A 26,283-nucleotide genomic window follows, 5' to 3' on the forward strand; every position below is an offset into this window, starting at 1 on the left:
ACAGTCCTACGCATTTTGGGCACCGGAAGGGCGATTCTGGCTGTGCAGCGTTTTTGCCGGAAGGTTCCAGCGGCGACCACACCCGTAGGATTTGGTGTCGGCGCTTTTGACATCGGCCCCCCTGTACGTTCACCTTCTGGGTATGCGGTAGGTCAGTCAGGGCTTTTCGTCGTTTTTTGCCTGCTCGATCACATAATGATTTTCCGGCACATCTAGGCCGTGGCGGCGTAGGGGCAGCGTATAGATGCTGGCCGACAGGAGCATACGGCGGATGGCAAAGGCGGTGACGGACGTGAGCATGGCGGGGAGCAGAGCCTCATAGCTGCCGGTCAGCTCCACCGCCATGACTGGGGCGCTCAGCAGTGCCCCAGTACTGGCAGCCACCATGCCCGCCATGCCGCAGAGCGCGAGTAAGCCCATGAGCTTTGCAGATAAGATATGCCAGTGCAGTAATAGCAAGCCATACAATGCGCCGGTACCAGCGCCAATAAACAGGGAGGGCGAAAAGATCCCTCCAGATCCGCCCGAGCCAATGGTCAGGCTGGTCGCCAAGAGCTTGAGCAAGATCAGCAGCAACAGGATGCCCCAGGCGCTGATCTCACCGCGCAAAATGTCACCGATACCCGCATAGCTACCGCCGATCAGGTAGTAATGCCCGGTTAACGCAAAACACAGCAGTAGCAATAGGCCCACCAAGAACATGCCCAAGGCATGACGAACATAGGGGTTCCCCAGGAATTTTTCGCTGTATTGGGTGATGGCGCCAAGACTGGCGATGAAAAGCACTGCCGCAAGGGCGTTGATGGCGCCCAGGATCACAAAAAAAGGCAGATCAATGGCCTTGCTGGCAAGAACACTGGTGACGGCAGGCAGCAGATGAAAGTTACCAAAGACGAATTCGCTGATCTGGCTGGCGGTAATGGTCGCAACCAGAGTAGAAAGAATGGTCCATGGACGCCAGTCGGGGACGATGATCTCCATCGCCAAAAACCAGCCGCCCAGGGGCGCATTGAAGACCGCAGCGATACCCGCGCCCACCCCACAGCCAAGGAGGTGAATGCGCCGGGGTGCCGGCATGGTGAAGAGCGTATCCAGCCACGCCGTGATGGCCGCACCGAACTGCATGGCGGGCCCCTCGCGTCCCGCAGAACCCCCAGTGCCAATGGTAATGGCGGTAGCCAGAGGACGTAGCAGGGCCAAGCTGCGCTCCATACGGCCTTCCCGGGTGTAGGCGGCTTCGATTACCTGGCTGACACCCGCGCCTTGCACCCCCGATCCGAAGCGATGGGCTAAAAAAATGACCAGCAGCCCACCCAAGGCCGGGACTATGGGCAAAGCCCAACCCCAGGGTGATGGCGGACTGTGGATATGCAGATGGTCGTGGATGTCCCAAATACCGAGGATCGCCAGGTTGTGGATGAGGGCCACGAGATAGTGGAAGCCAACGGCGCCAATACCCGTCAACACGCCAATCAATGCGCCGAGCAGAGCAAGCAAGGGACCCTCAGCAAAAGCGCCGTGATCGGGATGCCAGAAATGCCACTCGCTTTTTTTGCTTTTTTCCTCGTCCATGGGTTGATCAGAGGGCCATGCTCATGGCAACTGCGGTTCTTCTAGCCATTCCCAATCCACGCCGCGATGCTCGATCTCTGTCCGTAACATTTGCCACGCATCGCGCAAAGCTGGTGGATTGCCGCGCAGACCTAATTCGATTTGTGTGCCACTGGCCAGAAAGCTTGGTAGGCTGGAAAACTCGATTGTCGGATGCCCAGCGCAAAACTGCTCCATGAACAGCACCCAGTCGCTTTCCTTTTGTCCATGTAAAAGTACCCGCAATTGCAGCGCCGGAGTACGCACAGGAAAATCTCGTTCGAGAACCCAAGCGCTCATGGGCTCTGCCATTTGCGGAAACCCTGGAAAAAAATAACCGTTGCGTAGCTGAAATCCCGGGACCTGATTGATGGGGTTGGGAATGATGCTGGCCTCGCTGGGTAAGTCCGCCATACGGATACGAATGGGTTCTGCGCCGTCGGCAAAGCGATCGCGAATCAGTCGTTCGGCTTCGGGATGACGCTGCAACGGCAGTTCCAGCGCTATTGCCGCCGCTGTCCTCGTTAGGTCGTCGGGGGTGGCACCCAGCCCGCCAAAGGAAAAAAAGGGGCACTCTTGCGCAAATGCCCAACGATACTGCGTAACGAGATCCTCTAGGCGATCGGCAAGCAAAAGACTCCAGGCCAGCTCGTAGCCGCGTGCCAGAGCCTGCGCGCGACTGCGGGCAAAATGACGGTCTTCCCGCTTGCCGAGGAGAATCTCAGAGCCCACGATAATGATGCCGAGGTGCCCGGTCATGCACTTCCCCCTGGGTTACAGCCGGAAAAGTCTGGACTCTGATAGCCGCGTTGCCAAACCACCCGATCATTTTTTAGAACACAGTCGCCGCGTAGCAGATGCCGCAGCGCCTGCGGGTAGAGTTGGTGCTCCAAATCCAGAACCCTCGCCGCCAGGGTTTCTGGATTATCGTCAGCGAGGATGGGAACGATGCCCTGGGCGATGATCGGGCCAGCATCCAGTTCCGGGATGACGAAATGCACCGTCGCCCCATGCCAGCGTACTCCGGCGTGCAAGGCGTGCTGGTGGGTATGGAGACCGGGAAAAGCAGGCAAGAGGGAGGGGTGAATGTTGATCAGGCGGCCTACATAGCGCTGTACGAAACTGTCGGTGAGCTGGCGCATGAAGCCGGCCAAAATGATCCAGTCTGGGGCGTGGTCATCGATTGCCGCCGCCAGGGCCTGATCAAAACTTGCGCGGTCCGGGTAAACCTGGTGGGGGATTACCCGCGTGGCGAGCCCGGCCTCCCGACACCAGGCGAGGCCGGCAGCGTTTGGCCGGTTGCTGATGACGGCGCTGATACGTGCGGGGAGATCGCCGTTTTGGCAGGCCCGCTGAATAGCGCGCAGATTGCTGCCGCGCCCGGAAATCAGCAGCAGCAGCTTTTGTTCAGTCAAGATAGATAACTCCAGCAGATTCCCGTGCTTCGAGTCGACCAATACAGTAGGCGGCCTGTCCGCTGGCCGCGAGATTTTGGATGGCGGCCTCGCGCTGTTCCCAGGGAACGATGGCGACCATGCCAATGCCCATATTGAAGACGCGGCGCATCTCCGCATTGTCGACATCGCCCTGCTCTTGCAGCCAAGTAAAAATGGCCGGCCGTGGCCAGCTCCGCGGATCAATGACGGCGGCCAGCCCGGAGGGCAAGGAACGCGGCAAATTTTCGGTCAATCCGCCACCAGTAATGTGAGCGAGCGCACGGATTTCTACCCCGCTGCGCAGGGATTGGATGGCACGCACATAAATCTGTGTTGGACGCAGGAGTTGGTCGATAAGGGGCTCACCGTCCAGTTGTAGGTGTTGATGCGCCCCTGCCCGCACCAGAATCTTGCGAATCAGCGAATAGCCATTGCTGTGTGGCCCGGAGGACGCGATGCCAATCAGCGCGTCGCCGGCCCGACAGCGGCTGCCGTCGAGAATTTCCTCACGCTCGACGATGCCGACGGCAAAGCCGGCGAGGTCGTAGTGATCGTTTGGGTACATGCCGGGCATTTCTGCGGTCTCGCCGCCGAGCAGCGCGCAGCCAGATTGCTGGCAACCCTCGGCAATGCCGGTAATGACCTGCGCTGCTACGTCCACATCGAGCTTGCTGCAGGCGTAATAATCGAGAAACCAGAGGGGCTCAGCGCCAGAAACGAGAATGTCATTGACGCACATCGCTACTAAGTCGATACCAATACCGTCATGCTTTTTTGCCTCCAGGGCGAGGAGCAATTTGGTGCCGACGCCATCGGTGCCGGAAACCAGGACCGGTTGGCGATAGCCTTGCGGTAGGGCAAAAAGGCCGCCAAAGCCGCCCAACCCACCCAATACCTCAGGACGTTGGGTTGCTGCGGCAAGAGGTTTGATGCGGTCCACCAGCTGGTTGCCGGCATCGATATCGACACCAGCTTGCTGGTAAGTAAGGGGATCTTTGGGATTCACGGCGGGCTCCTCATGCATAATGGGACGATGGTACGGAGCCACCGCGCCCGCGGCAAGCCAAAAAAATACCCGCAGGGCGCTGCGGGTATTGTACAGACAGAAAGTAGGGCTTCAGAAGCGCTTGAAGGCCTGGCCACTTTTGGCGGCCTGGAAGCGCGCTTCGACGAGCGACCAGTTCATGTTTTTGTGCAGGGCCGCAAGGTAGTCGCCACGACCCAAGGCCTTCCAGTCGACCATGTAGGCATGCTCGAAGACGTCGACAACCACGAGTGGACTGAAGCCGCCGATATTGCCATCCTCATGCAATTGCACGAAGTGATTGTTGATCTGGCCGGTCGTGGTGTCGTAGTAGCAGATTGCCCAGCCGATACCACGGCTTTTGGCAGCCGCCATCAGGTCTTCATGCCAAGCTTCGGCGCTACCGAATTGCTCGGTTACTGCGCTCTTGAAGCCGGGCGCATGATCCATACTGCTTCCAGCCTTGAGCTGCGCAAAATAGTACTCGTGCAGGACCATGCCGTTGTATTCAAAACCAAAGCGACGACGGCGGTCGGCATAGGTCAAAGAAGCGCCCTTGCCGGCCGCGCGCATCTCCTCCAGTTCCTTGCGCAGGGCATTGCTTTGTGCAACGTAGCCCTTGTACAGACCCCAGTGGTCGGTAATTTGATCATCGCTGATGCCGTCAAGGCCGCTGGGCTTGAGTTCTTCCCGTACTGTGTATTCAGACATTGCTACTCTCCTGTCGCTGAGTGGGACTGCAAGTATCAATAAATTGTAGTCGGCGACCTGCACGCCCTGCAAACGATAACGAGGTCGGCTGGACGAGTGCTTTGGCTCTCCTGTTGGCGTTGACAGACTGCGCGGTTTTACCGATATCCCCGCCGCAGCCGGGTCCGCCGGACCTGCTCCACCAGGGCCGCCGCCGCCTGCGGGCTCGCCACAAAAGTCTGGACGACACGGGTGGGACGGTGCCCTATCCGCCCCCAGCTCCGCAGGATCTCCCAGTGCCCCCAGAGAGCCTGCTGCAGGGAGAGCCGGTAATAGCGGAACTGCCCCTTTTCAGGATCCCGTTTCTCCCAAACCCAGGTCTGCCAGTCGGCAACCTGGTAGGCCAATTCCCGACCTTGGGCATCCGGGCTGGGTGCATCCAGGAACTCAGCCATCGTTTTTCCGCAGGACTGCGTACAGGGCGCTGTGCAACATTGATTGGCAACCCAAAAGCTACACTAAATTTTCGTGTTGGACATGATTTTATAGGGCGAGCAACTGCGCAAACCGGATCAGGAGCAACCATGGTTCCTACGAAACCATGCATCTGTCCGTCGCCACTTACACACATTCTCTCATGCAATCTTCCGCCGCCCAGCGCCATGCGAAACGCTTCGACCGCGTGCTGCTTCACATCGAACAGCACCTCGACGACGAGTTGTCCCTTGAGACACTGAGCGAAGTCGCGCATTTCTCGCGCTTTCACTTCCACCGTGCCTTCTCGAGCTATGTCGGTGTGAGCGTGGCGCGCTATGTGCAGCACATGCGGCTACGCCGGGCCTCGCATCGGCTACTGAGTAAACCTACCGACGGTGTGCTGGACATCGCGTTGCAAGCCGGTTTCAACAGCGCCGAGGCATTCAGCCGCGCTTTTAAACGCACTTTCGGTCAAAGTCCCACGGCATTCCGCCAGCAGCCTGAGTGGCATGCCTGGAATGCCGCCTTCGTTATTTCACCCTTTATCTGGAGCATCATCATGCAAGTCGATATCGTCGAGTTTCCTGCCACCCGCATTGCCGCGCTGAAATTTCGTGGACCAGTGCGCGCAGTGCCGCAAACCGTACAAGCCTTCATCGCCTGGCGCCAAGCCAGCAGTGTCTCGCCGGTGGATCGCTGCAAATCCTTCGGTATCGCCCACAATAACCCAGATACCGCACCGAACGATTTCCACTTCGACGTCTGCGGCGAATTACTCGAAGGAGCGCAGGTCGCCTCCAATCCGCAGGGCGTGGTTGAGGATCTCATCCCTGGGGGACGCTGCGCCCGCGTGCGCCACCTCGGACAACGCAACCGTTTGGGTGAAACTATCTACCCACTATACCGTGACTGGCTGCCCACCAGCGGAGAAACGCCGCGTGACTTCCCGTTATTCTTCCACTACGTCACCGTCGTTCCCGGACCCGACTCCGATAACGACATCACAGACATCTACCTGCCGCTGAAGTGAACCCGTGTCGTTCAAAACCGATCGTTTGATGGACACGCCCGCCGAGGCCTGAACGGCGGCCAGTGTTTCCCGTGGTGCCGATGGGGTTTCTGGACAAACTGCCCCAGAGATGAGTTTTCGGACACCCCATTATTCGTGTTCTCTAGACATTCAGCCCGGCTCCGCCGGGTTTTTTATTTGCAGTACCGCCTGCTCTATCCAAGCGGCGAACGCCCGGTCTTCCACCAGATATTCCCTGTTGCCGGTAGTGGCGATTACGCCCTTTGCGCACATTCTGGTTAAGCTCCGTTGAATGACGCCTGATGTTACGCCTTTTGCGGCAATCTCCATACGCTCCGCGATGAGTTCCCGGCTTTCTTGTGCGTAAGGCTTTTGTCCCTCCACTATTATGCTGAGCACCGCCTGATCGATGGGGGTCAGCTCCGCCCATCGGCTGGGGTATTCAGCCGACTCCTGTATGGCGGCTTTAACTTCCTGCAGTGCGGTGGCAATATCGGTGCTGCCCAACTGGACCATATTCGCCATCATCAACCGAAAATGCTCGGGCACCAGCGCCAAGTCGATAAATGCTTGCCATGCCTCCGCTTCATTTAATTGCCGTTGGGTCGCGTTGGTAAATGCGCGGAGCATGTGCCGCACGAACTCTGGGCCCATCTGAGGGAATGGAATTTGATGGCTGAACTGGAAGAGTGGCGCTTTTTCTTTCTGGAACATGCGCTGCAGCCCTTCGCTCGACGACCCCGTGAATACGGCTTTGATTTGGTCTCCATGTTTATCAAGGGCGCTTCTCAGGGCGGCCACCAGTGCGCCGTACCGCTTCTCGTCCGCCAGCGACTGGATTTCGTCCACAAGCAGCAGTGTGGGTTTTTTCTTCTGGGCCAGGGTGTTCATCCACTGGCGGAGATCCAGCATTCGGTTGCTGACTTCTGCTATTCCCTGCTCCCACGAGGCTTGGGCACCCACTGTTCCGGCATTTGCGCCGACGCCTATTTTTGAGCCGGGCCGCCCGAGTCTGCGCCGGATATCGGGTATAATCCCCTCCCCTTCAGCGGCTTTTTGGATGGCGTCCAGTAATACGGCTTCGGGGTCTTCTCTGGACTCCCACAGGGACACGTAAATGGTGATATACCCCGCCCGCTCGGCGGCTGGGACCAGGTCTTTGCGGAGAAACTCCGTCTTGCCCATACGTCGCTGAGCGAAGAGCGCCAAGCTCTTGATGAGGCCGATATCCAGCGTTTTCAGGTATTGATCCGCCAAGTCCGTGCGGGGGTAGTGCCAAGGGTCCACGGTCATATTTATCCTGTTTTATCGCCACAATAGATAATTATCTATTATACGGATAAAACGAGATAATTCAACAGAGCCATCCGTCCAGCCGATGGCGTTCTGGCTGTTCTCGAAACTCGTCAGTTCTGGCGGCCAGATACGAGAACGGTTTGCGAGAATAGGCGGGCGTCACAGTGACGCGCTGAGCCCGAAACGGGGGATATTTTTTCTGCCATGTGGTTGAGGCAGGCGGCTTACGCCGCCCCCCTCAACGGGGCCTGGGACGGTTTTTATAGACTGGCTGCGGCACGGGCTGCTGTGTCTGCACTGGCTGCTGCCCCCGTCCCCGCAAGGCACGGGCCTGTCCTTTTTGTAACGCAGCGAGTGCCTCGTCCTTGATGGATGGGTCGGCTGGACGAGTGCTTTGGTTTCGACTCCGGGCCAGGACTGCTACACTGCTAGCTCGTTCTGTTAGCGAATGTCCCTTAATTATGGCGCTATCTTCCATAGTGGGTCAGCAGCTTTTGCCGTTGCAGCCACGGCAACTTGCGGGAATGACCAATCTTCCCGGTCTGCATGAAGAAGCCCTGGCGGCAATTCGCTTGCTGCGCAGAGGCTCCGCCGCGCTCTGTCTGTACGGAGAGATGGGGGTCGGCAAGACGCACCTCTTACTTTGGGCTGCCTTTGCCGGAGGTGCTTGGGCTCCCTATGTGGATTGCCGAACGGCCGTGGATGACAAAGTCTTGGATCTCAGCGCCGCCCCCTTTCTCTGCTTGGACAATATTGATGCTTGGGCGGGGAATCCAGGGCGTGAGGAAGAGCTTTTCTGCCTGTTTAATACCCGTTTGGAGCAGGGCTTGCCGTGGTTGGTCAGTTGTGTTGCGCCACGACCGCGCTGGCTGCTTGCCGATTGGGACAGCCGTTTGACGTCCTTTAGCAGCTACCGGTTGGAGCGTCCACAAGAAAAGCAGCTTGACCAGTTGATACTGCAAATTTCGACACAGTTTGGTACACCCTTTGCGGCGCCATTGCGGCGGCACCTATTACGCTGGGAAACACGCAACATGAGTGCCCTCAGTAGTTTGATCGAAGAGTTTCAGGGCTGGCTGTGGCAACGCCAAGTCACACCTAATGTGGTGCAATGGCGACTGTTTCGGCAGCAGACGCATGGCTGATTTATTGAACGATGGGGCAAAGGCGCTATCCGAGCGTTGGTACCCGCAGCCCCAGTCGCCCCGGTGGCGGCAGATGGTGTTCCGTTTCATTCGGGCTGGGCTGGGGTTTTGGCATGATGATTGTATCGATCGTGCGTCATTGCTCGCCTATACCACGCTCCTCGCCATTGTTCCCTTGCTGGCAGTGATTTTTAGCCTCTGGAACATCATCGGTTTTGCTGAGGACAAACGACGACTCATCGATCGCTATGTGTTTCAGAGTTTTCTCCCGCAAGTAGGCGATACGGTAATTCATTGGCTCAATCTTCTTGCTTCCCGAGGTGCCAGTTTGGGCTGGTACGGGGTCATTGGTTTGCTGTTTACCGCTCTCTTGCTGATCCACGAGATCGAACGGCATTTCAATGCAATTTGGGGCGAAAAGGTTCTTGTCCACTGGCTACGTCCGTTACGTTATATTTTTTTGCTTATATTGGGGCCTATCGCAAGTGCAGTGCTCATTCTTTCCTTGGGCCCAGTACAACACTGGTTGGCGCGGGTTGGTGTCTGGCCAGTATTTCCGGAGCAACTCAACGACTTGATTGCGTTTGTTGTGGAGGTGGTGATTTTCTGGGTCTTGTATCGGGTATTGCCAGCAGCGCATGTAGACATGGCAGATGCCTTGCTTGGGGCATTGACCGCCGCATTATTATTGAGCCTGGCAAAATTTTTGTTGACGCTGTATATCCGCTACTCCATTACTGAATCACTGTACGGCGCCTTGGGGTTGTTGCCGGTATTTCTGCTTTGGCTGTATCTGACTTGGTTGGCGGTGTTGTTTGGTGCGGAAACCGCTGCGGCGGCACATTACCGCAAGCATCAAGTGGAGCCACCAGTGCAAGATGCCGGATAACACGGGCGAGACATTTGCAGTATGATTCTTTGCCATAAGATGAGAGATGAGAAAGGATATTGTAATGAAATTGACCCCCTATTTGGGCCTCGCCATTCTCGCGACCGCCATTGCTGGCTGTGCTTCGGCAACCAACAACGGTTTGCCGCCCTCGGGCCAGGCTATGCCACCCCTGCCGCAGCCCGCATACAAACCCTCGGCGCAGCCAAGCATGCCAACGCCGCCCAAGATCACCCTGCCAGCCGTGCCGAAACAGCCGCTGCCCGCTATTCGCGAGGAAAATCTGCCGACGCAGGCCCTGGCGCCAGTGCCGATGGTGCCGACAGTTTCGACCCTGGAGTCGAAATCCTTGGTCCCAGTGCCAAGCAGTGTGACGGCTATTACTGGCAGTAATTTTGCGCATATCTGGACAAAAGACTTGGGCAGCGCCCGTACGCAAAGCACGGCTTGTATTGGGGATAGTGGTGCCCAGCGGGCGTCCTGCTGGCAGGGGGTGGCCAATTGGGCGCAGACGCGGGCGACTATGTATGGCAAGGCTGAGACGCTCCTGGGTGGGGCGCAGGCAGAACAGGCGGGCGCGGCGCAGAAGTTTTTCCAGACTACCAGTCAGTGGGCGAGCGCCTGCAGTAGCCTCTCGGCCACGGATTGCGCCAAGTCGCCGCTCATTGCCAAGATGCAGCAGTGGAAGTCTTCCGTGGGAATTGGGGCCAGCAAGCAGTAACTAAAAGGCAACGGCGCCTCATGGCCGAGGCGCCTATAACGGTTACAGTTTGGCGTAGGAGTGCAGGCCTCCCAGGAAGAGATCAACGCCAATGAAGCAGAAAGTGACGGTCAGGAGACTAATGACTGACCACCAGGCCAGGGTCTTGCCACTTGGCCGGTGTTGCGGACTGCGGCCACGCAGATGTAGATAAGCAGCGTAGTTGAGCCACACGATCAAGGCCCAGGTTTCTTTGGGATCCCAGGACCAGAAGCCGCCCCAGGCCTTGGCCGCCCAAACCGCACCGAGAATGGTGCCAGCGGTAAAGAACAGAAACCCGAAAGTCACCATCGCGGCCATGATACGTTCCAGCTTGTCGAGTTCTGGCAGACGTTCTATCAAGCTGCTACCCAATCTTTCTGCTCGCTGGCGCAGCAAGTATGCCAGGCCCACCATTGCCGCCAAATAGAAATTGGCGTAGGCAATGAATTCGCAAGGCACGTGTATCTTGATCCAGAAGCTGTTCAGTGCGGGCACAATAGGCTGTATTTGACTCTGGTGATAGGCAACCCCGACCCAAATCAGAAAGATGTCGGCGGCCAGAATCATCGGCATGGCGAAGGCGCCCAAGCCACGGCGTTTGCCCTGGGATTCGTAATAGAGATAGAACAATGCCGTGATGGTGCAGAGCAATACCATGGCATCGTACATATTGGTCACCGGGATATGGCCCCAGGACGGGTGCCCCACATAGGTCTGTTTCCAGCGGATGGCCAGGCCGGCAAAGCCCAGTACGGTTGCCAACCAGGCGAAGCGGTGTCCGCGATCGCCAGCGCTCTGTGACCCGGCGTACAGGTACCAGTAGTAGCTGACGGCACTCACCAAGATTGCGGCGCTCATCCAGTAGAACATGGAAGTGCTTTGGAATACGTAGCGTAACAAGAGGCTGTCGGCTGCGGTGTAGCCCGCCATATAGAGCCAGACGCCGGGCGCTGCGACTATTAAAATCGCAAAAAACAGGCGGCGAAATGCCGGCCAGTGCCAACCAAACCAGAGCAGCGCGGCATACCAGATTCCCAGGGTGATGTACTGCCACATCCAGAAGTCGGCACGAAACACGGCCCAAACGGCAAAAGCCCCCGCAGTGAGTGCAACTGCCCATAATCGTTGCCACAAGCGTTGTTCCCGCGCCCCCTGCGGGAACGCGAACCATTGACGAAGCTCACTAACATCTACAGACATCGCTGCTCCTCCTCAAGGCCGGTAGCCTGGCACGTTGATCTTGACTCCATTACTGACGTAGGTCATGAAGTAATCCAGGTCGCGATACTCCGAACTTTGTAGCTTTTGCGGGGCGGCACCGACCTTTTTGTCACAGCCCATGAAGCGTTTCTGCAGGGTATTGACTGCCCCCCACGCAGATCGGTAAGTGGGAAAGTGCGCGCTTTGCCCGAGTAACGGAGAAATAATTTGCGCACGCAGGTATTTTCCGGCGTAGGCGACGTGGCAACTGGCACAGCTGAAATTTAATTGCCCACGGTGCATAAAGTAATACGCCTTACCCTCCTCGAAGGCCGCTACCGCCCCTGCTCCCTCTACTTTGACATTAGTCGGCAACCCGTTAGAGAGAGAGGTAAAATAGGTTTGCAAAGCGACGAGGTCACTGTTGCCGTATTTTAGCGGCTTTAGCCCGTTACTGCTGCGGCAGGCGTTGATACGCATCGCCGCGGTCACTACTTGGTGCGTTTTACTGTCATAGTAGGGGAAACCAGCGGCAACCCCCTTGCCCCCATCGCTGAAACAAGAGGCATAGGTTTTGCCATCAGGGAACTTGGCCTCCCAGAGCTTTTTTCCTTGCGCCAGGGTCAGGTCACCAGGGTTGAATTGCATCGCTTCCTGGTACTGTTGGTAGGCTTGTTTATTGAAGGCATAACTTCCCAACGCGTACTGCGCGAGGCTCATCTTGGGAAATTGTTCCTGAAAGTACTGATGGAACTCCTGCAAGGTTTTCTGTGGCCCGACTTTGGTGTTGCCCAACTGCCACCAATCGATAGCGCTGGCAGAGATTGCTGCGCTGCATAGCGCGAGACCGAGGCTCAAGGATAACACCCGTTTTGCGTATTTCATGTCGTTTCTCCTTGTGTTGGGTGATTACTTCTGCAAAGACCAAAGATAACCCGCAACCAGTTCAATCTGGTGATGCGTCAATACCTTATTTTTGCCAAATTGTGGCATGTTGATATGCGGTATGACCTTTTCTGGGTCATAAATGAAATTCACCAGTTTCTGACGATTGTGGAAAACGATTTTGAAGGGAAAGTGAGTCAGATCTGGTCCTACATTGCCGGCCATGGTGCCACCTGGTAAAACGTGACAGGCCAGACAATTGCCTTCAGCCCGATTAAACGCAATAGACTTGCCGGCGGCGATGTCGGCAGCACTGGGCGCAGCAATGGCTGCGGTGGGGAGGGCGACAGCGCCCAGTAACAGTAGGATGCGAGCGGTTTGACGATACATGATGTTCTCCTTTTGCTGCGGTCAGGACTGGAGCTCCTCGGTGATGCCGAGAAATTCCTGATGAAAATCTTCCGGGTTACGGGAACTATCGCCGCTGATCTGTGCTTGATGGGTTCCGGTTTTGCGAATCCACAGACGTTTGCGCGGCACATAAAAGAGAATGAAAATTCCCCCAACGAGCAGGAAGCAGGCGCCGTACACAATCTGCATGCCGGGATATTTGGTCATTTCCAGTCCCGCCGACCAACGAAGATGGAGATGCTGCAGGGTGATAAGAAAGGGCAGGGGGTAGTTATGCAAGCTACGTAGGGAAACCATGCTGGAGTGCATGAAATAGGCCCTTTCTAGCGCTGTGAGCTGAACGCCGCGCGCCGTGCTCACCTGCTCTAAGGTTTGGCGAAATACGGTGGAACTGGCATCCGCGCCTTGCGCAGCCGCAGTCTCCAAGGCACCAAGATAATGCACGAAGAGTCCAATGCCGCCATGCGGGCCCTCGGGGATAGCCAGGTACTGTTCGGCGCCGATACCCTGGCGACGATAAGCCAGCAGAAGAAAGCTCTCCCCCTGGCGCTGCAGGGGTCGTAGATAGCTTTTGTAAACCCAGCTTTCTCCGGTCTTGCGATTGGTGACACGGTATCGGGCGATAGGGCCCACATTAATCATGGTATGATTGGGGCGTTCGGGAAGTCCTAAGTCCGAGCGGGGAATGGTGTTGTTGATCTTGAGCTTTTCTATGGTTAACTGATAGTTGTTGCCGCCTGCGCGCAACCGCTGTCCGACCCGTGCGGCAAAGGCATTGGCGGGCAGTCCAGGGTCGAGCAGGGAGTGGCTCTGAAAATCGAGCATCGAACGACCATCGCTGTAAGAAGTCTGGAAAATACTTACGCCATCATAAGTTAACGGATGATTGGGATACGCGATACCGGTATGTAACAGCTTTCCGTGGGCGTCGTACAAAGAAATTTTAGAGATAAAACTCTTGGCGATGCCATTTCGGTAATGGGTAATCGTAAAATGATCGAGTCGTGCGGTAAATGGCAGGCGCTGCACCAGAAAGCCGTCGCCAATCAGTTCAAACATCGCGTTCACGCTTTGCCCGACTGGTATGCTAATGATGCCGCGAAAAGCACTATCATCTGCCGGTAACCAATCCTTTTGCGGAATTTTGGACAGCGGTAGGGAGAAATTGCTAAGTGGACGTACGGAGCCTAACCATTCCCGAATTTTTAATGGCAGGTTGGCATTGTAGAGCGCGCCAGCGCAAAAAAGGATAATCGCAAAGTGGGTAAAGATATAACCGAAACGATAGAAGCGGCCCTTTTGCGCGAAGAGGATCTCTTTCCCGTCCGGTCCGGCGAGCAGGTGCGTGCGGTATCCTCTTTCCCGTAAAACTTTTTCCCATCGACTATCGGTGAGGGCATCTGCAGCTAGCGAAAATTGTGTTTGTTCGCAACGACTGGACAAGAATTTGCTGCTGATCAAGCGTTTTGGTAACGCCATATCGCGGAGCATCGCCGGTGTATTGCGGGTAACGCAGGATGCTGTCGATAGCACGAGAAAGGCAACAAGACCGATGTACCAGCCACAGCGATAAACATCGTAGAGATCGAGATCAGCAAATACCCGATACCAGAACGGCCCGAATTGGGCAACGTACTGATGGTAACTTACCTGCTGCGCGAGAATCGTGCCAATGATAGAAGCGATAGCGACAAAGAGCAGCAAGTGGACTGCTAAACGCATGGAAACCAGCGCCTGCCAAACAAGGCGTGCGCTGGCGCTCCAAGGACGTTGCGTCTGCTGTTCAGGGAGCGAGGGGTTGTGCTCGATCGCCATGATTCGAACCTTTGAGTAACCAAATTTGATAGAGACTGATGGCCATGCCCAAGAGCACTACTGGACAGGAAAAAATGCCACCAATTAACACCAGCCAAACGAAGTCCGGACTCTGCTTGGTAAGAAACCATCCGGCGAAATCGAGAAAAAATGCGAGAAATGGAATGGCAATGAAGAAGACCTTCACCCCCTTAGATGATCGCGTTCGAGCAAAAATCCACCCGGCAATCCAAAAAATTACCCCGAGCGTCGTTAAATGAATCATGCCATTCATGAGCATAGCTGAATACGGCATACCCATATCTACCTTTGCTTGTTTCTTGAGAAGATCGAAGGTACCAATATTCGGCATGCCTATGGTGTGACACTTAAGACAGGAGGCGTTGATCAATGGACGTACGTTTTTCTCGTAGTCTGTGCGACTTTCACCATTGGCAATCCAATGATTGACGGCAGTGATCATTTTCGGCTTTTCTTGCGCCGGTACCTGCGCCATCGACATCATCGTTGGCAGCATGGCTTGCAATTTGCTGGAGCTGCGATTGCCATAATAGTGAACGACTAGGTCTTGCACAGAAATGCCAGGTTTTCCGTCTAATCCCTGAATGGCGACGTAGGTATAGGCTTCTGCCGAAAGTAGCCCCAGTCCCACCAGGAAAATGAAACCGGTGTAGAGCAGCTTCTCGATAAACGGCAAATCTGGCAAGAGCTTCATCGCGCGTCTCCCTCAGAGCTCATATTCTTTTGGGAAGGCAATGCCCGGATTCCCAGTCATATTTTTCGTCAAGACAGGCAAGTCACGACGATCGACGCGGACGGTTTTTTTGTCCTTTAACCATTTTGCAAAAACATCCCAAACCGGAGTGCCTTCGACCTTTTGCATCGCCGCCCAGCCCGCCACCTTATACTTCTTGCTGGCGTGAACCAACTTGCCACCAACACGCAAATCAGAGATTCGCTTATTGATGGTCTCGGCCGGATTAAACGTATACTGAATGTTGCCAACGCGAATCATGTCACCCCCCTGAATATAATAGGGGTCAGGATTGAAGAGATTATCGGCCACTTGTTCCATCACATTTTTCAGTTCGGCTCCGGTATATTCCGTAACGGTTACCTGCGGATAGGTGATGGCGGTTTGTCCCATCACGTCTTCCATGGTGATGGTCTCACCTGGTAATTTGGTGTATCCCCAACGGAAGCCCGGTGAAAAGGCTGCTTCGCAATCCATTTCTTCGCGTAGCGCATTGCAGATCAACTGGTCGAAGCTGCCATTAAAGTTGTCGCGCCGGTAAAGCAGGCTCTCGGTTACCGCCATCGGCTCGGCCAGTTTTTCCGCGTAGGGTGCGCGAACTTTCTCGATGTAGTCGCTCATCTCCTTGTCTGCGGGAATCATGTTGGCAAGGATCGGCAGATAGTAGAAGCGCCAGCCAGAGAGTTTTCCCTTGCGCACATCCAGATCAAAGCGGGCCATGAATTTTCCATTGGTGCTGGTATTGACGATGATGGTCTTGTTGACCATCACGGGTTTCGGGCCGACGATTTCGTGCGTATGACCGCCGAGAATGATATCAATTCCATTGACCTGAGAAGCCATCTTCTTGTCGACATCGATACCGTTGTGCGAGAGTACGACCACCACATCCGCCTTGTGCTTTTCGCGGCACTCGTTGACCATTTTTTGCATATGGCCGGGATGCACTCCAAAAGACCATTTGGGGATGAAGTAGGCCGGATTTGCGATGGGTGTGAATGGAAAAGATTGACCAATCACTGCCACTTTTACGCCATTGATCTCGCGAATATCATAGGGATCAAAAACCGGTTCATCCCAGGGAATGGTAAAGACATTCTGCGACAGGAATTTCGCCTTTAATTTGTGTTTTAACAGGTATTCTACGCGCTCGGCACCATAGGTAAATTCCCAGTGCCCAACGAAGTAGTCCTCCTTGAGCAGATTCTGCGCCCCCACCATGTCTTCGCCGCGGGTCCACAGGCTAGTGGCCGAACCTTGCCAGGCATCACCGCCATCAAAGAGGAGGGTGCGATCGGCTCCAACCTGCTCGCGGTAGCGCTTTACCAGGGTGGCGATATAGGCATAGCCACCAATCTTGCCATATTTGTGCGCTAGGCTGTCATAATCAAGGCAGGATAGGGCGTACCCCTCGGGTGTTCCGGCTTTAATCCCGTAGTAATCCAGTTTGGCGTTGCCAACGAGATGTGGGGTGACGCCCCATTCGTGTTGTTGCTTGGTGCCAATGTTGGTGCCTGGCTCCCGCCACCAAACGGGTAGCAGTTGGGCATGGGTGTCGGTAATGTGCAGCAGGGTTACATTGCCATACTTGGGGATGTCGTAGGGATCCTTGCCATCCCCCCAACTGGAGGCCAGGGCCGAAGGCGCAAGAAAGCCACTGGCCCCGGCGATGCCCATAATCCCCATGAAATCTCTACGGCTAATATTCATTGCGAACAACTCCTCTTCAAGTTTTGGCATAGTTGCTGGCGTTTGCCAGCGAACGCGGTTTCTCAGTCCGAATTACGCAGCCGGTGCGACCCAGTCCGGGATCTTATGTAGTGCGCGCGACATCGGAATCTGTTGCAGGGCCTTGATGACCCCTTGGTCGACACTCTCGGTGACCTTTTTGTTGGCAGCGGAGGTGCCTGCATAGGCCGTTCGCTCGCCATAGACGATGTAACTGTTCTGTCCGCGTCCGAATACCGTCAGGTTTAACGGGCAGGCCGCGGCGCTGGGCCAATAGGTATTGAGCAATTTGCTGAAGTCATAGGGATTGCAGAAAACCAGGGCGCGAACATCGGTGAAGTGTACCGCATCAAAATCGGGGATCTTGAGAGTCTTCTGCTGCGCTTTGACCAGCTTGAGGATGTTGAGCTTGAGAACGATTTTGTAACCCGCAGCATGGAGATTGCTGTTAATTTCCGACATGGTGCTTTTGATGGGCAGATCGACCTTCTCGACATAGAGTGGTGCAGCGCAGACCTGGGCGACGGAAAAGACAGTGAACAGGCCCAGCGCAGAAAAGGTGGCAGTGATTCGCTTCATGATAACTCCAGACTCTAAGATATAAAGCCTGTAGCAAAATGTATGCCGTAAAGATATCGATTCCTAGCGGAATCGGTCCGCGTTCCTATTCTCCAAAAAAATCAGCGAGACAGAAACAACTGCCGGGGGATCGCGACAGAAGAGCTCGGGGAGAATATGACTGGAGGACGCTTGGGGTGGGCAAAATGGAACAGCAGGGTGCTACAGAGGGGACAGGCCGCTTTCGCGGCCTATCGTATTCAGGCCTTGGGAACGTAGATGTCGCACCAACCCTTGGGGTCGATCTTACCGGCTACCGCTTTGCACTCGCCATCGGCAGTAGGTGTGGGGCCAGGAATAAAGAGCTTACAGTTGCTGCACATTTCCGAGCCCTTCGGCTTGGCGCGGTAGTTGACCGCCGTCTTGGCCATCTTGTCGGCAGCCTCGGCCGGACTGGTAAATACCAGCGGGGCGATTGTGGCGGCGCCAACAAATAAAGCACTTTTGCGTAACCAATCGCGGCGGTTCATCTTGGGGGTCTCCGTACTCATAACGTTACTCCTGTTGTGGTTGAAGCCATCCAGACTATACCCAAGCCAACAGCCGTTTGTATACCTTGTGCTCAAAGATAACGCAGCGACAAATCCAGGCTCTGGACATTGCGGGTGATGCTCCCCACCGAGAGATAATCGACGCCGGTGGCGGCGACGGCGGCGACGCTGTCCAGGAAGATATTGCCGGAGGCCTCGAGGGGGACGTGGCCGGCAACCCGTTGCACGGCGCTACGCAAATGCTCTAGCGAGAAATTGTCGAGGAGCACCATGTCGGCGCCGGCGGCGACGGCTTCGTCGAGCTGCTCCAGGGTCTCGACTTCGACCTCGACGCGGGTGAGCACCGGCGCCAGGGCGCGGGCGCGAGCGATGGCCGGGGCGATGCCACCAATCGCAGCCAGATGATTTTCCTTGATGAGGATGCCATCAAAGAGTCCCAATCGGTGATTGTGCCCACCCCCGACGCGCACCGCGTATTTTTGCGCCAGACGCAGGCCGGGCAGGGTTTTGCGGGTATCCAATAGCCTGGTCTTGCTGCCCTGCATGCGTGTCACAAAAGCGCGGGTTTGCGTGGCCGTGGCGGACAGCAGTTGCAAAAAATTCAGTGCGCTGCGCTCGCCGCTCAGCAGTGCCGCCGCCGGGCCGCGGATGCTGCAAAGCTGTTGATCGGGGGCGATCTCGGCACCTTCCGCAGCTTGCCATTCCACTTGCAAGCGAGAACTGAGTTGGGCGAATGCGGCCTCAGCGTAGGCTTGGCCGCAGAGTACTCCGGCCTCCCGGCTGATGATCCGTGCCTCTAGCTCGCGCGCGGGATCAATGAGGGCCGCGCTCAAATCACCGCTGCCGAGGTCTTCTGCCAGGGCGTGCGCTACGGTTTCTGCTATGTCAGCTGGCAGCATGTCCTTTCCTCTCACTTGCCATCCACAGCCACACAAGGCCAATGATGCCAGCGAGCAGGGAGGCAACCAAGATACCGACCTTGGCCTCTTCCCGCAGCTCCGCCTGGCTAAAGGCCAACTGGCTGATGAATAGCGACATGGTAAAGCCGATACCGCCCAGCCAGGCGGCACCGAGTAAGTGACGCCAGGCGACGCCTTGGGGGAGCTTGGCGATGCGCAGACGAATTGCTAGCCAACTGGCTAGACTGATACCCAAAAATTTGCCGAGTACCAGACCCAGGACGATGCCCAGGGTCACCGAACTCCAGAGCATTTCGCCACTGATCTGGGAAAAGTCCACGCCGGCATTGGCTAAGGCGAAGATGGGCAGCACGCCAAAGGTTACCCAGGGACCAATGCTGTGCTCTAGGCGCTGCTGTGGCGAGATCATTTCGCGACTGTGATGCCGCAGTTCCTCGGCGAGATGACTGAGCTTGGGATTAACCAAGGGATCGAAAGTCTTTTCGCTGGCTAAAAGTTCAGTCAGGTTTTGTTCTTGTTCTTCCAGGGTGCTGCGCAGCTGCGCCGGGCTTACGCAACCGCGTGCCGGCAGGGTCATGGCCAACAGAATCCCGGCCACGGCAGCATGTACCCCGGAAACCAGCAAGAAATACCAGAGCAATATACCTAGCAAGATATAGGGCAGGGGGCGGCGAATGCCGCCCTGATTGAGCAGCACCAACAGGATGAAAACGGCGCCCGCCGACGCTAATGCCCACCAGTCAATGTGGGCGGTATAAAAAACGGCAATGACAAGCACCGCGCCGAGGTCATCGGCAATGGCTAGCGCAGTCAGAAAAATGATGAGATTGCGTGGCACGCGCCAGGCGAGAAGCACCAAAATGCCGATGGCAAAGGCGATATCCGTGGCCATGGGGATGCCCCAACCAGCGTGGGCTTCGCCTATGCCATTGAGCGCCGAGTAGAGCAACGCGGGCACCAGCATTCCGCCAATGGCAGCGACAATGGGCAGGATCGCATCGCTGAACTTTGCCAACTCGCCAACCAAAAGTTCCCGCTTGAGCTCCAGCCCAACGACAAAGAAAAAAATGGCCATCAGGGCGTCGTTGACCCAGTCCTGCAAATCATGATCCAAGCTCCAGCCTGCAAAGTGCAGGCTAAAGTGCTGGTGCCAGAAATGCTGATAGGCATCGTGCAAGGCAGAGTTGCTCAAGATCAAGGTCAAGACGGTGACGCCGATGAGCACCAATCCCCCAGCTGTCGCCCGGCGAAGGAATTGCTCGAACGGCGACAGTACCTTGCCGAATAGGATTTCGAGGGGGTAGAGGCGCTCCTGCGGGAAGCGTGATGGATTCTCAGGTTCCACAGACGAACTCTGCCAGCCTGTCTAGCGCAGGGCATCCAGACGCCGGCGCTGCTCGGCTAACTCTTGCAGCGCGTTAGTCAGTTCCTGCACGCGTGCTTCCTCCTTGGCGACGACCTCGGCAGGTGCGCGCTCGCGAAAGCTGGGCTGCGCCAGGCGCTTTTGTACCTTGTCCTGCTCGCCTTGGAGGCGCGCCTCTTCCTTGCTGAGGCGTTGGTACTCGGCATCAACGTCGATAAGGCCGGCCAGCGGCACCAAAATGCGCAATTCCCCCAGCAGTTGCAGGGCTGCGGGTGGGCCCTCAGCTTTCGCCGCCAACCACTCTACCTCGCCCATCCGCGCCAGGCTGCGCAGCCAGACCGAGAGGCGCTCCAGACGCTCCCGGTCGCTGTCTTTGCCCCCCTGCAAGAGCACGGGCAGCTCGCGGCTGGGGGCGATATCCATCTCGCCACGAACAGAACGTAGGGCGCCCACGAAAGCCATCAGCCAAGCGAGGTCAGCATCGGCTTCCTGATCGACGCGTTGCAGGTCGGCTACCGGATAGGCCGTCAGCGCAATGGTTTTACCCTCTTTACCGAGTCGCTCGGCCACGCGCTGCCAAAGAGTCTCGGTGAGGAAGGGCATAAACGGATGCGCCAAACGCAAAGCCGCTTCTAGGACCGCCAGCAGGGTATAGCGGCTGCCGCGGATTTCCGCCGCAGAAAAGCTAGATTCCGGGCGCAACACGGTCTTGCTGAGTTCGATGTACCAGTCGCAGTAGTCGTTCCAGAAAAACTGATAGAGGGCATGGGCGGCGTCGGCAAAGCGATATTGCTCAATGGCATCATTGACGCTCGCCTCCGCTTCTTGCAGCCGGCCAATGATCCAGCGCTCCGGCGGCAACAACTCACGCGCGCCGTGCAGATCGGCATCTTCGGGGATTTGCATCAGGGCAAAACGGGCGGCATTCCAGATCTTGTTGCAGAAGTTGCGGTTGCCTTCCACGCGCTTCAAATCAAAGCGCAAGTCGCGTCCTTGGGTGGCAATGCTGGCAAAGCTGAAGCGCAGGGCATCGGTACCGAAGGCAGGGATACCGTTGGGGAAGTCCTTGCGCGTCGCCTTGGTGATCTTCTCCGCCATCTGCGGTTGCATCAGCCCCTGGGTGCGTTTGGCGACCAGCGCCTCGCCATCGATGCCGTCGATAAGATCTATGGGATCAAGGACGTTGCCCTTGGACTTGCTCATTTTCTGCCCCTCGCCATCGAGGATCAGGCCATGCACATAGACCTCGCGGAAAGGTACTTGCCCGGTAAAGTGCTGCCCCATCATGATCATCCGGGCGACCCAGAAAAAGATGATGTCGAAGCCGGTGACCAGGACGGAGGTGGGATAAAACTCGCGCAGATCTGGCGTCTGCTCTGGCCAGCCGAGGGTGGTGAAGGGCCACAGGGCCGAACTGAACCAGGTGTCCAGCACGTCAGCATCACGCTCCAAAACCACGGGCATGCCATAGTGCGCGGCGGCGGCGTGCTGTGCTTCTTCCTCCGTCCGGGTGACGAAAATATTGCCATCCGGGCCATACCAGGCGGGGATCTGATGCCCCCACCAGAGCTGCCGGGAGATGCACCAGTCCTCAATGCGCTCCATCCAGTCGTAGTAGGTGCGCGTCCAGTTTTCCGGTACAAAGCGAATCTTGCCCGCGCGCACAACCTCGGTGGCAGCCTCGGCCAATGGTCCTACGCGCACATACCACTGGTCGGTCAGGTACGGTTCGATAACGGCTTGGGAGCGATCCCCACGCGGGATCATTAGGCGATGCTCATCCGTCTGTACCAGGCTGCCTTCGACCTCCAGCAGAGCCAGAAGACGCTTGCGCGAGGCATAGCGATCCAAGCCACGCAGCTCTTCTGGGATCTGCGTGTCGCCGATACTGCCGCTCACCACCTCGATTTCGTCACGAATGCGCGCATCAGAGGTGAAGATGTTTAGCAGCGGCAGGTGGTGCCGTTGTCCGACCTGATAGTCATTGAAATCATGGGCCGGGGTGATCTTTACACAGCCGGAGCCGAATTCCACCTCGACATAGTCGTCGGCAATGATGGGGATTTCCCGACCCGTAATGGGCAGGCGTAGAGTCTTGCCGATCAGTGCCTGGTAGCGCTCATCTTCTGGATGTACGGCTACCGCCACATCGCCGAGCAGGGTCTCGGGACGGGTAGTGGCGACAACTAGACTGCCGGAGCCGTCAGTCAGGGTGTAGCGAATGTGCCAGAGCTTGCCCCCTTCCTCGCTGCTGACCACTTCTAGGTCGGAGACGGCGGTTTGCAGCACCGGATCCCAATTGACCAAGCGCTTACCGCGGTAGATCAGGCCTTCCTCGTGCAGGCGCACGAAAACCTCAGTGACGGCATGGGAAAGCCCCTCGTCGAGGGTGAAGCGCTCCCGCGACCAGTCACAGGAGGCGCCTAAGCGGCGCATCTGGCGGCTGATATGTCCTCCGGATTCTTCCTTCCACTGCCAGACCTTTTCCAGAAAGGCGCTACGCCCAAGTTGGTGACGCTTCTCGCCTTGTGCCTCCAGCCGACGCTCCACCAGCATTTGTGTGGCGATACCCGCATGATCAGTGCCGGGCTGCCAGAGAGTCTGTTTGCCCTGCATCCGCGCCCGGCGGGTGAGGATGTCCATGAGGGTATCCTGAAAGGCATGCCCCATGTGCAAGGTACCGGTTACGTTCGGCGGTGGCAGCATGATGCAGTAGGTGCTGTTTCCCCCTTGCGGATGAAAGACCCTCTGGTCCTCCCACAACTGGTAACAAGCGCTTTCTATTTCGGCCGGCGCAAAAGGGCGGTCGAGGGAGTCAGTCATTGGGACTTCCTTACGAATTTGATGGTTGACGGGCATCATCGGCGAGGCCTGGAGTCAGTGCTTCATCCAGCCCCTCATGTAGAACTCGTTGTAGGATTTCCGGTAATACGGTCTGAATTTCTCGTGATACCGTTTCGCGCAGGCGAATGCCTTCCAGCGCAAGGCTACGCATTACCGCCAAGCTCACCTGCTCTTTCCAGGTTTTTTGCAAGTGTTGAGTGATTTTCTCTTCTAGTTCTGCGAGTACCCGGCGTTCGACCTCATGGAATAGAAGTGTTTCGAATTGACGGAGAAAGTCGCCATCAAAGATCGACGGGCTTGGACTACTGGCGTCGTCATTCGCCACGCTCTCCCCTCGTGTTTCCTGCGCCGGTTCCGCGGCTTCGCTGAGAGGGGTGCTGGCAAGCTCGCTCGGTGCGACAGCAGTAATATCGTGATTTTCTATGGATACATGTTCTTCGGAGCTCGTAGCCGCAGGTTGTAAGTCCTTTAGCGCCGAGTTTTCTTCGGCTGGGGGAGTAGAGGCGGGCACTTCCACCGCTGGCTCGGTAATGGGGCTCGATTGGACCGGCTCCTCTTCTGGTATCTGGCTTGCCGTTGCTTCTTCTGCGGGATAATGGAAGGACAGCTTGCGAATTCTTTCGAGAGCCTTGGCCAGCTCTGTTTCCTCCATACTTTCCTCAGCCTCTGTCGGGCTGATCTCGCTGGTGGGTGTGGCATGCAGCGAGTCTGGCTGGGCTGCAAGCGCAGCCGGCGTTTCTTCCGTGGCGTCTACCTCTTCTTCGTACGCAGTTTTTTCTGTTTTCTGCATCGTGCGTCGCCAGAGGGGCGGAGGTAAGCCCTCGCGAACGAGATCTTGTAACAATAATGGCTCGGTCCCTGCGGGAAACTCTTCTTCGTCCAATATCGGTTCGCGACGATCATGTACGGTCATGCATTTTCTCCCTCAAATTTCCAGTGAGAACAACTGGATACTGAACCCTGCTCGTTTGCATTGACGATAACGCTCGCGAGCTGGCTCGCGCTCCCCTTCGGCAGAAGGAATAAAGTCGATGAGACGACCTGTGCTGTCAAGTGTTGGGAGCTCATTCGGCCATTCGATGAGTATCAAGGCACGGGCGTCCGCACGTCTCTGCCGAGGATCATGGAATAGATACACGGGCTCATTGGCGACTTGCCCGTGGGGCAGGAACGTTCCCGCATGGAAGGTCCAGAGCAGGTCGTCATAGGCGCCTACTACCTCTGCATCCGCTGCCAGTACGTCTACCTTTCCCAGCACTTGCCAGGCCTTTGCGATGACCCGACAGATGGCACGTCGACTTTCTAGCACGGTCAGCGGAACGGCTGGAAGTTGGTAGAAATTGGCCGTGCCGGACATCGACAGGTTTCAATCTGCCTTGGCGCGTTGGCGCAAGAAATGCACCAACAAGGGAACCGGACGCCCGGTTGCCCCTTTGTGCTCGCCGCTTTGCCAGGCCACGCCAGCAATGTCCAGGTGTGCCCAGCGGTACTCTTCGGTAAAGCGTGACAGGAAACAGGCGGCGGTGATGGTGCCTGCTGGACGCCCACCCACGTTGCTCAAGTCAGCAAAGGGGCTCTTGAGCTGTTCCTGATATTCCTCAAAGAGGGGCAGCTCCCAGGCACGATCCTGACTGCTTCGTCCGGCATGCAGCAATTCCATTACCAAGCCCTCGTGATTGCCAAGCACCGCTGCTGTCTGGTGCCCAAGCGCTATGATGCAGGCGCCGGTAAGGGTGGCCATGTCGATGACGACGTCGGGGTTGAAACGCTTGGCGTAGCTGAGCGCATCGGCAAGGATGAGGCGACCTTCGGCATCGGTATTGATGATTTCGACGGTAAGACCAGCCATGCTGCGATGGATGTCGCCAGGTTTAGTGGCTTGGCCATCGGGCAGGTTTTCCGACGCCGGCACGATGGCGGTAACATTGAGAGGCAAAGCGAGGTCCGCCGCCGCCTGGATGGCGGCGAGGGCAGCGGCGCCACCACACATGTCATATTTCATTTCGTCCATTTTGTCGGCGGGTTTCAGGGAGATACCGCCGGCATCGAAAGTGAGACCCTTGCCCACGAGAACGATAGGAGCGGCATCCGCCGCGCCGCCGCGGTAGTGTAAGACGATCAACCGAGGTTCCTGCCGTGATCCCTGGGCAACACCCAGCAGGAGATGCATGCCGAGTTCTTCCATTTCTGTCGGCCCGAGAATCTCCGTTTCGATTCCGCGCGCCTGCGCCATCTGGGTGGCCTGTTCTGCCAGCCAGCTTGGGGTGCAGATGTTGCCGGGTTGATTGGCGAGATCCCGGGCCCAATCGCTGGCGCGCGAAATAGCGATTGCGGAGGATAAGGCCTGCTGCATTTCCGCCTCCGCTTCGGCCGCGAGCTTCTCGTGGACGAGGACGTTGATTTTCTCCAGGCTATGCCGCGGGTGTTTGGCAGGCTCTTTGTGTTGGTCAAATCGATACTGTGCATCCAGGATGCCGCGCAACCAGAGCTCCGTCGCTGCCGCAGAACTACGATGCGCAACGGCGACGTCCGCCAAGGCAAGATGCAGGTTCGTCAATTGGGCTCGGGCGACGGTTTGCCCAAGCGCGCGCGCGGCCTTCTGCAGTTTGCCCTCGGCGAGTTTTTCACCTGCCCCGACACCGACCAGCAGCAAGCGCTCGGCGGCCAGGCCGGGTACAGCATAAAGAAGCTGACATTGTCCCGGCTCCGCCGTAAAATCGCCATGGGCGAGGAATCGGCTGAGGAAGCCGTCGCTGAGTTCATCAATTTTTTTGGCGTTCGCGGGCAGCCGGCCTTTTTCGTGACAGGCAAGCACCAAGCAAGCGCATGGCTCCGATAGGGTGACGTTCTGCTGCAAAGAGATTTCCACGGTCTGCCTCCAGTTACTACACGATTCGATAATCCCTGTAGGGTACACCAGGGATATGCCTACAGG

The 26,283-nt window shown here is 56.9% G+C and carries 25 protein-coding genes; 4 read left to right on the top strand and 21 right to left on the bottom strand.

The features are described from left to right. Positions 1 to 156 precede the first annotated feature (156 nt). The 6 genes from AB4090_RS04275 to AB4090_RS04300 all read right to left on the bottom strand — a co-directional run bounded on the left by AB4090_RS04275 (position 157) and on the right by AB4090_RS04300 (position 5,195). On the bottom strand, positions 157 to 1,572 hold the full coding sequence (locus AB4090_RS04275; protein WP_369572623.1) for a chloride channel protein: 1,416 nt from the start codon (positions 1,570 to 1,572) through the stop codon (positions 157 to 159). Positions 1,573 to 1,593: 21 nt separating this feature from the next. After that, a complete protein-coding gene (locus AB4090_RS04280; protein ID WP_369572624.1) occupies positions 1,594 to 2,349 on the bottom strand; it encodes a competence/damage-inducible protein A in 756 nt (251 codons plus the stop codon). After that, on the bottom strand, positions 2,346 to 3,005 hold the full coding sequence (purN, locus tag AB4090_RS04285) for a phosphoribosylglycinamide formyltransferase (protein ID WP_369572625.1): 660 nt from the start codon (positions 3,003 to 3,005) through the stop codon (positions 2,346 to 2,348). Before purN ends, AB4090_RS04280 begins: the two co-directional genes overlap by 4 nt. Then, complete coding sequence (purM, locus tag AB4090_RS04290; protein WP_369572626.1) at positions 2,998 to 4,032, bottom strand: phosphoribosylformylglycinamidine cyclo-ligase; 1,035 nt, start codon at positions 4,030 to 4,032, stop codon at positions 2,998 to 3,000. Before purM ends, purN begins: the two co-directional genes overlap by 8 nt. A 111-nt stretch (positions 4,033 to 4,143) precedes the next feature. Further along, entirely contained in the window at positions 4,144 to 4,761 is a 618-nt protein-coding gene (locus AB4090_RS04295; protein ID WP_369572627.1) for a superoxide dismutase, read from the bottom strand. Between the two features lie 137 nt (positions 4,762 to 4,898). Then, on the bottom strand, positions 4,899 to 5,195 hold the full coding sequence (locus AB4090_RS04300) for a WGR domain-containing protein (protein WP_369572628.1): 297 nt from the start codon (positions 5,193 to 5,195) through the stop codon (positions 4,899 to 4,901). Between the two features lie 182 nt (positions 5,196 to 5,377). Between AB4090_RS04300 and AB4090_RS04305 the strand changes: the two genes are divergently transcribed. Further along, positions 5,378 to 6,247 (top strand): GyrI-like domain-containing protein, encoded by an 870-nt coding sequence (locus AB4090_RS04305; RefSeq protein WP_369572629.1) that lies wholly within the window; start codon positions 5,378 to 5,380, stop codon positions 6,245 to 6,247. A 150-nt stretch (positions 6,248 to 6,397) separates the two neighbouring features. On the opposite strand, the gene AB4090_RS04310 is transcribed toward AB4090_RS04305, so the two are convergent. Continuing rightward, complete coding sequence (locus AB4090_RS04310) at positions 6,398 to 7,540, bottom strand: AAA family ATPase (RefSeq protein WP_369572630.1); 1,143 nt, start codon at positions 7,538 to 7,540, stop codon at positions 6,398 to 6,400. A 464-nt stretch (positions 7,541 to 8,004) separates the two neighbouring features. On the opposite strand from AB4090_RS04310, the gene AB4090_RS04315 reads away from it, so the two are divergent. The 3 genes from AB4090_RS04315 to AB4090_RS04325 are packed head-to-tail and all read left to right on the top strand — an operon-like array spanning position 8,005 to position 10,298. Beyond that, positions 8,005 to 8,688 carry a hypothetical protein gene (locus tag AB4090_RS04315; RefSeq protein WP_369572631.1) on the top strand — a complete coding sequence of 228 codons (684 nt, stop codon included), beginning with the start codon at positions 8,005 to 8,007 and terminating at the stop codon, positions 8,686 to 8,688. Continuing rightward, complete coding sequence (locus AB4090_RS04320; protein WP_369572632.1) at positions 8,681 to 9,577, top strand: YihY/virulence factor BrkB family protein; 897 nt, start codon at positions 8,681 to 8,683, stop codon at positions 9,575 to 9,577. The genes AB4090_RS04315 and AB4090_RS04320 overlap by 8 nt, the downstream gene beginning before the upstream one ends. Before the next feature lie 46 nt (positions 9,578 to 9,623). Next, positions 9,624 to 10,298: a hypothetical protein gene (locus AB4090_RS04325; RefSeq protein ID WP_369572633.1), complete on the top strand. Its 675-nt coding sequence runs from the start codon at positions 9,624 to 9,626 to the stop codon at positions 10,296 to 10,298. Positions 10,299 to 10,340: 42 nt separating this feature from the next. Here AB4090_RS04325 and ccsB read toward each other — a convergent pair whose 3' ends face one another. The 14 genes from ccsB to AB4090_RS04395 all read right to left on the bottom strand — a co-directional run bounded on the left by ccsB (position 10,341) and on the right by AB4090_RS04395 (position 26,217). Then, a complete protein-coding gene (gene ccsB, locus AB4090_RS04330) occupies positions 10,341 to 11,519 on the bottom strand; it encodes a c-type cytochrome biogenesis protein CcsB (RefSeq protein ID WP_369572634.1) in 1,179 nt (392 codons plus the stop codon). 12 nt (positions 11,520 to 11,531) lie between these two features. After that, positions 11,532 to 12,404, bottom strand: coding sequence for a sulfur oxidation c-type cytochrome SoxA (soxA, locus tag AB4090_RS04335; RefSeq protein WP_369572635.1), 873 nt, complete (start codon positions 12,402 to 12,404; stop codon positions 11,532 to 11,534). 24 nt (positions 12,405 to 12,428) lie between these two features. Beyond that, on the bottom strand, positions 12,429 to 12,794 hold the full coding sequence (gene soxX, locus AB4090_RS04340; protein WP_369572636.1) for a sulfur oxidation c-type cytochrome SoxX: 366 nt from the start codon (positions 12,792 to 12,794) through the stop codon (positions 12,429 to 12,431). A gap of 21 nt (positions 12,795 to 12,815) precedes the next feature. Further along, the gene (locus AB4090_RS04345; protein ID WP_369572637.1) at positions 12,816 to 14,630 is read right to left on the bottom strand and encodes a cytochrome c biogenesis protein ResB; all 1,815 of its coding nucleotides are present in this window, start codon (positions 14,628 to 14,630) and stop codon (positions 12,816 to 12,818) included. Beyond that, positions 14,599 to 15,345, bottom strand: coding sequence for a hypothetical protein (locus AB4090_RS04350; protein ID WP_369572638.1), 747 nt, complete (start codon positions 15,343 to 15,345; stop codon positions 14,599 to 14,601). Before AB4090_RS04350 ends, AB4090_RS04345 begins: the two co-directional genes overlap by 32 nt. A gap of 12 nt (positions 15,346 to 15,357) precedes the next feature. After that, positions 15,358 to 17,094 (bottom strand): thiosulfohydrolase SoxB, encoded by a 1,737-nt coding sequence (gene soxB / locus AB4090_RS04355; RefSeq protein ID WP_369572639.1) that lies wholly within the window; start codon positions 17,092 to 17,094, stop codon positions 15,358 to 15,360. Positions 17,095 to 17,166: 72 nt separating this feature from the next. After that, the gene (locus AB4090_RS04360; RefSeq protein WP_369572640.1) at positions 17,167 to 17,691 is read right to left on the bottom strand and encodes a DUF302 domain-containing protein; all 525 of its coding nucleotides are present in this window, start codon (positions 17,689 to 17,691) and stop codon (positions 17,167 to 17,169) included. 239 nt (positions 17,692 to 17,930) lie between these two features. Next, on the bottom strand, positions 17,931 to 18,221 hold the full coding sequence (locus AB4090_RS04365) for a high-potential iron-sulfur protein (protein ID WP_369572641.1): 291 nt from the start codon (positions 18,219 to 18,221) through the stop codon (positions 17,931 to 17,933). Positions 18,222 to 18,292: 71 nt separating this feature from the next. After that, positions 18,293 to 19,120, bottom strand: coding sequence for a carboxylating nicotinate-nucleotide diphosphorylase (nadC, locus tag AB4090_RS04370; protein ID WP_369572642.1), 828 nt, complete (start codon positions 19,118 to 19,120; stop codon positions 18,293 to 18,295). Beyond that, the gene (gene nhaA / locus AB4090_RS04375) at positions 19,107 to 20,486 is read right to left on the bottom strand and encodes a Na+/H+ antiporter NhaA (RefSeq protein ID WP_369572643.1); all 1,380 of its coding nucleotides are present in this window, start codon (positions 20,484 to 20,486) and stop codon (positions 19,107 to 19,109) included. The genes nadC and nhaA overlap by 14 nt, the downstream gene beginning before the upstream one ends. A 21-nt stretch (positions 20,487 to 20,507) precedes the next feature. Continuing rightward, complete coding sequence (locus AB4090_RS04380) at positions 20,508 to 23,327, bottom strand: valine--tRNA ligase (protein ID WP_369572644.1); 2,820 nt, start codon at positions 23,325 to 23,327, stop codon at positions 20,508 to 20,510. A gap of 10 nt (positions 23,328 to 23,337) precedes the next feature. Then, on the bottom strand, positions 23,338 to 24,261 hold the full coding sequence (locus AB4090_RS04385) for a hypothetical protein (protein WP_369572645.1): 924 nt from the start codon (positions 24,259 to 24,261) through the stop codon (positions 23,338 to 23,340). Between the two features lie 12 nt (positions 24,262 to 24,273). After that, positions 24,274 to 24,705: a DNA polymerase III subunit chi gene (locus tag AB4090_RS04390; RefSeq protein ID WP_369572646.1), complete on the bottom strand. Its 432-nt coding sequence runs from the start codon at positions 24,703 to 24,705 to the stop codon at positions 24,274 to 24,276. A 9-nt stretch (positions 24,706 to 24,714) separates the two neighbouring features. After that, positions 24,715 to 26,217 (bottom strand): leucyl aminopeptidase, encoded by a 1,503-nt coding sequence (locus tag AB4090_RS04395; protein WP_369572647.1) that lies wholly within the window; start codon positions 26,215 to 26,217, stop codon positions 24,715 to 24,717. Positions 26,218 to 26,283: the final 66 nt, after the last annotated feature.

Origin of the sequence: Acidithiobacillus sp. IBUN Pt1247-S3, from assembly GCF_041146875.1 — a bacterium.
Lineage (GTDB): Bacteria > Pseudomonadota > Gammaproteobacteria > Acidithiobacillales > Acidithiobacillaceae > Igneacidithiobacillus.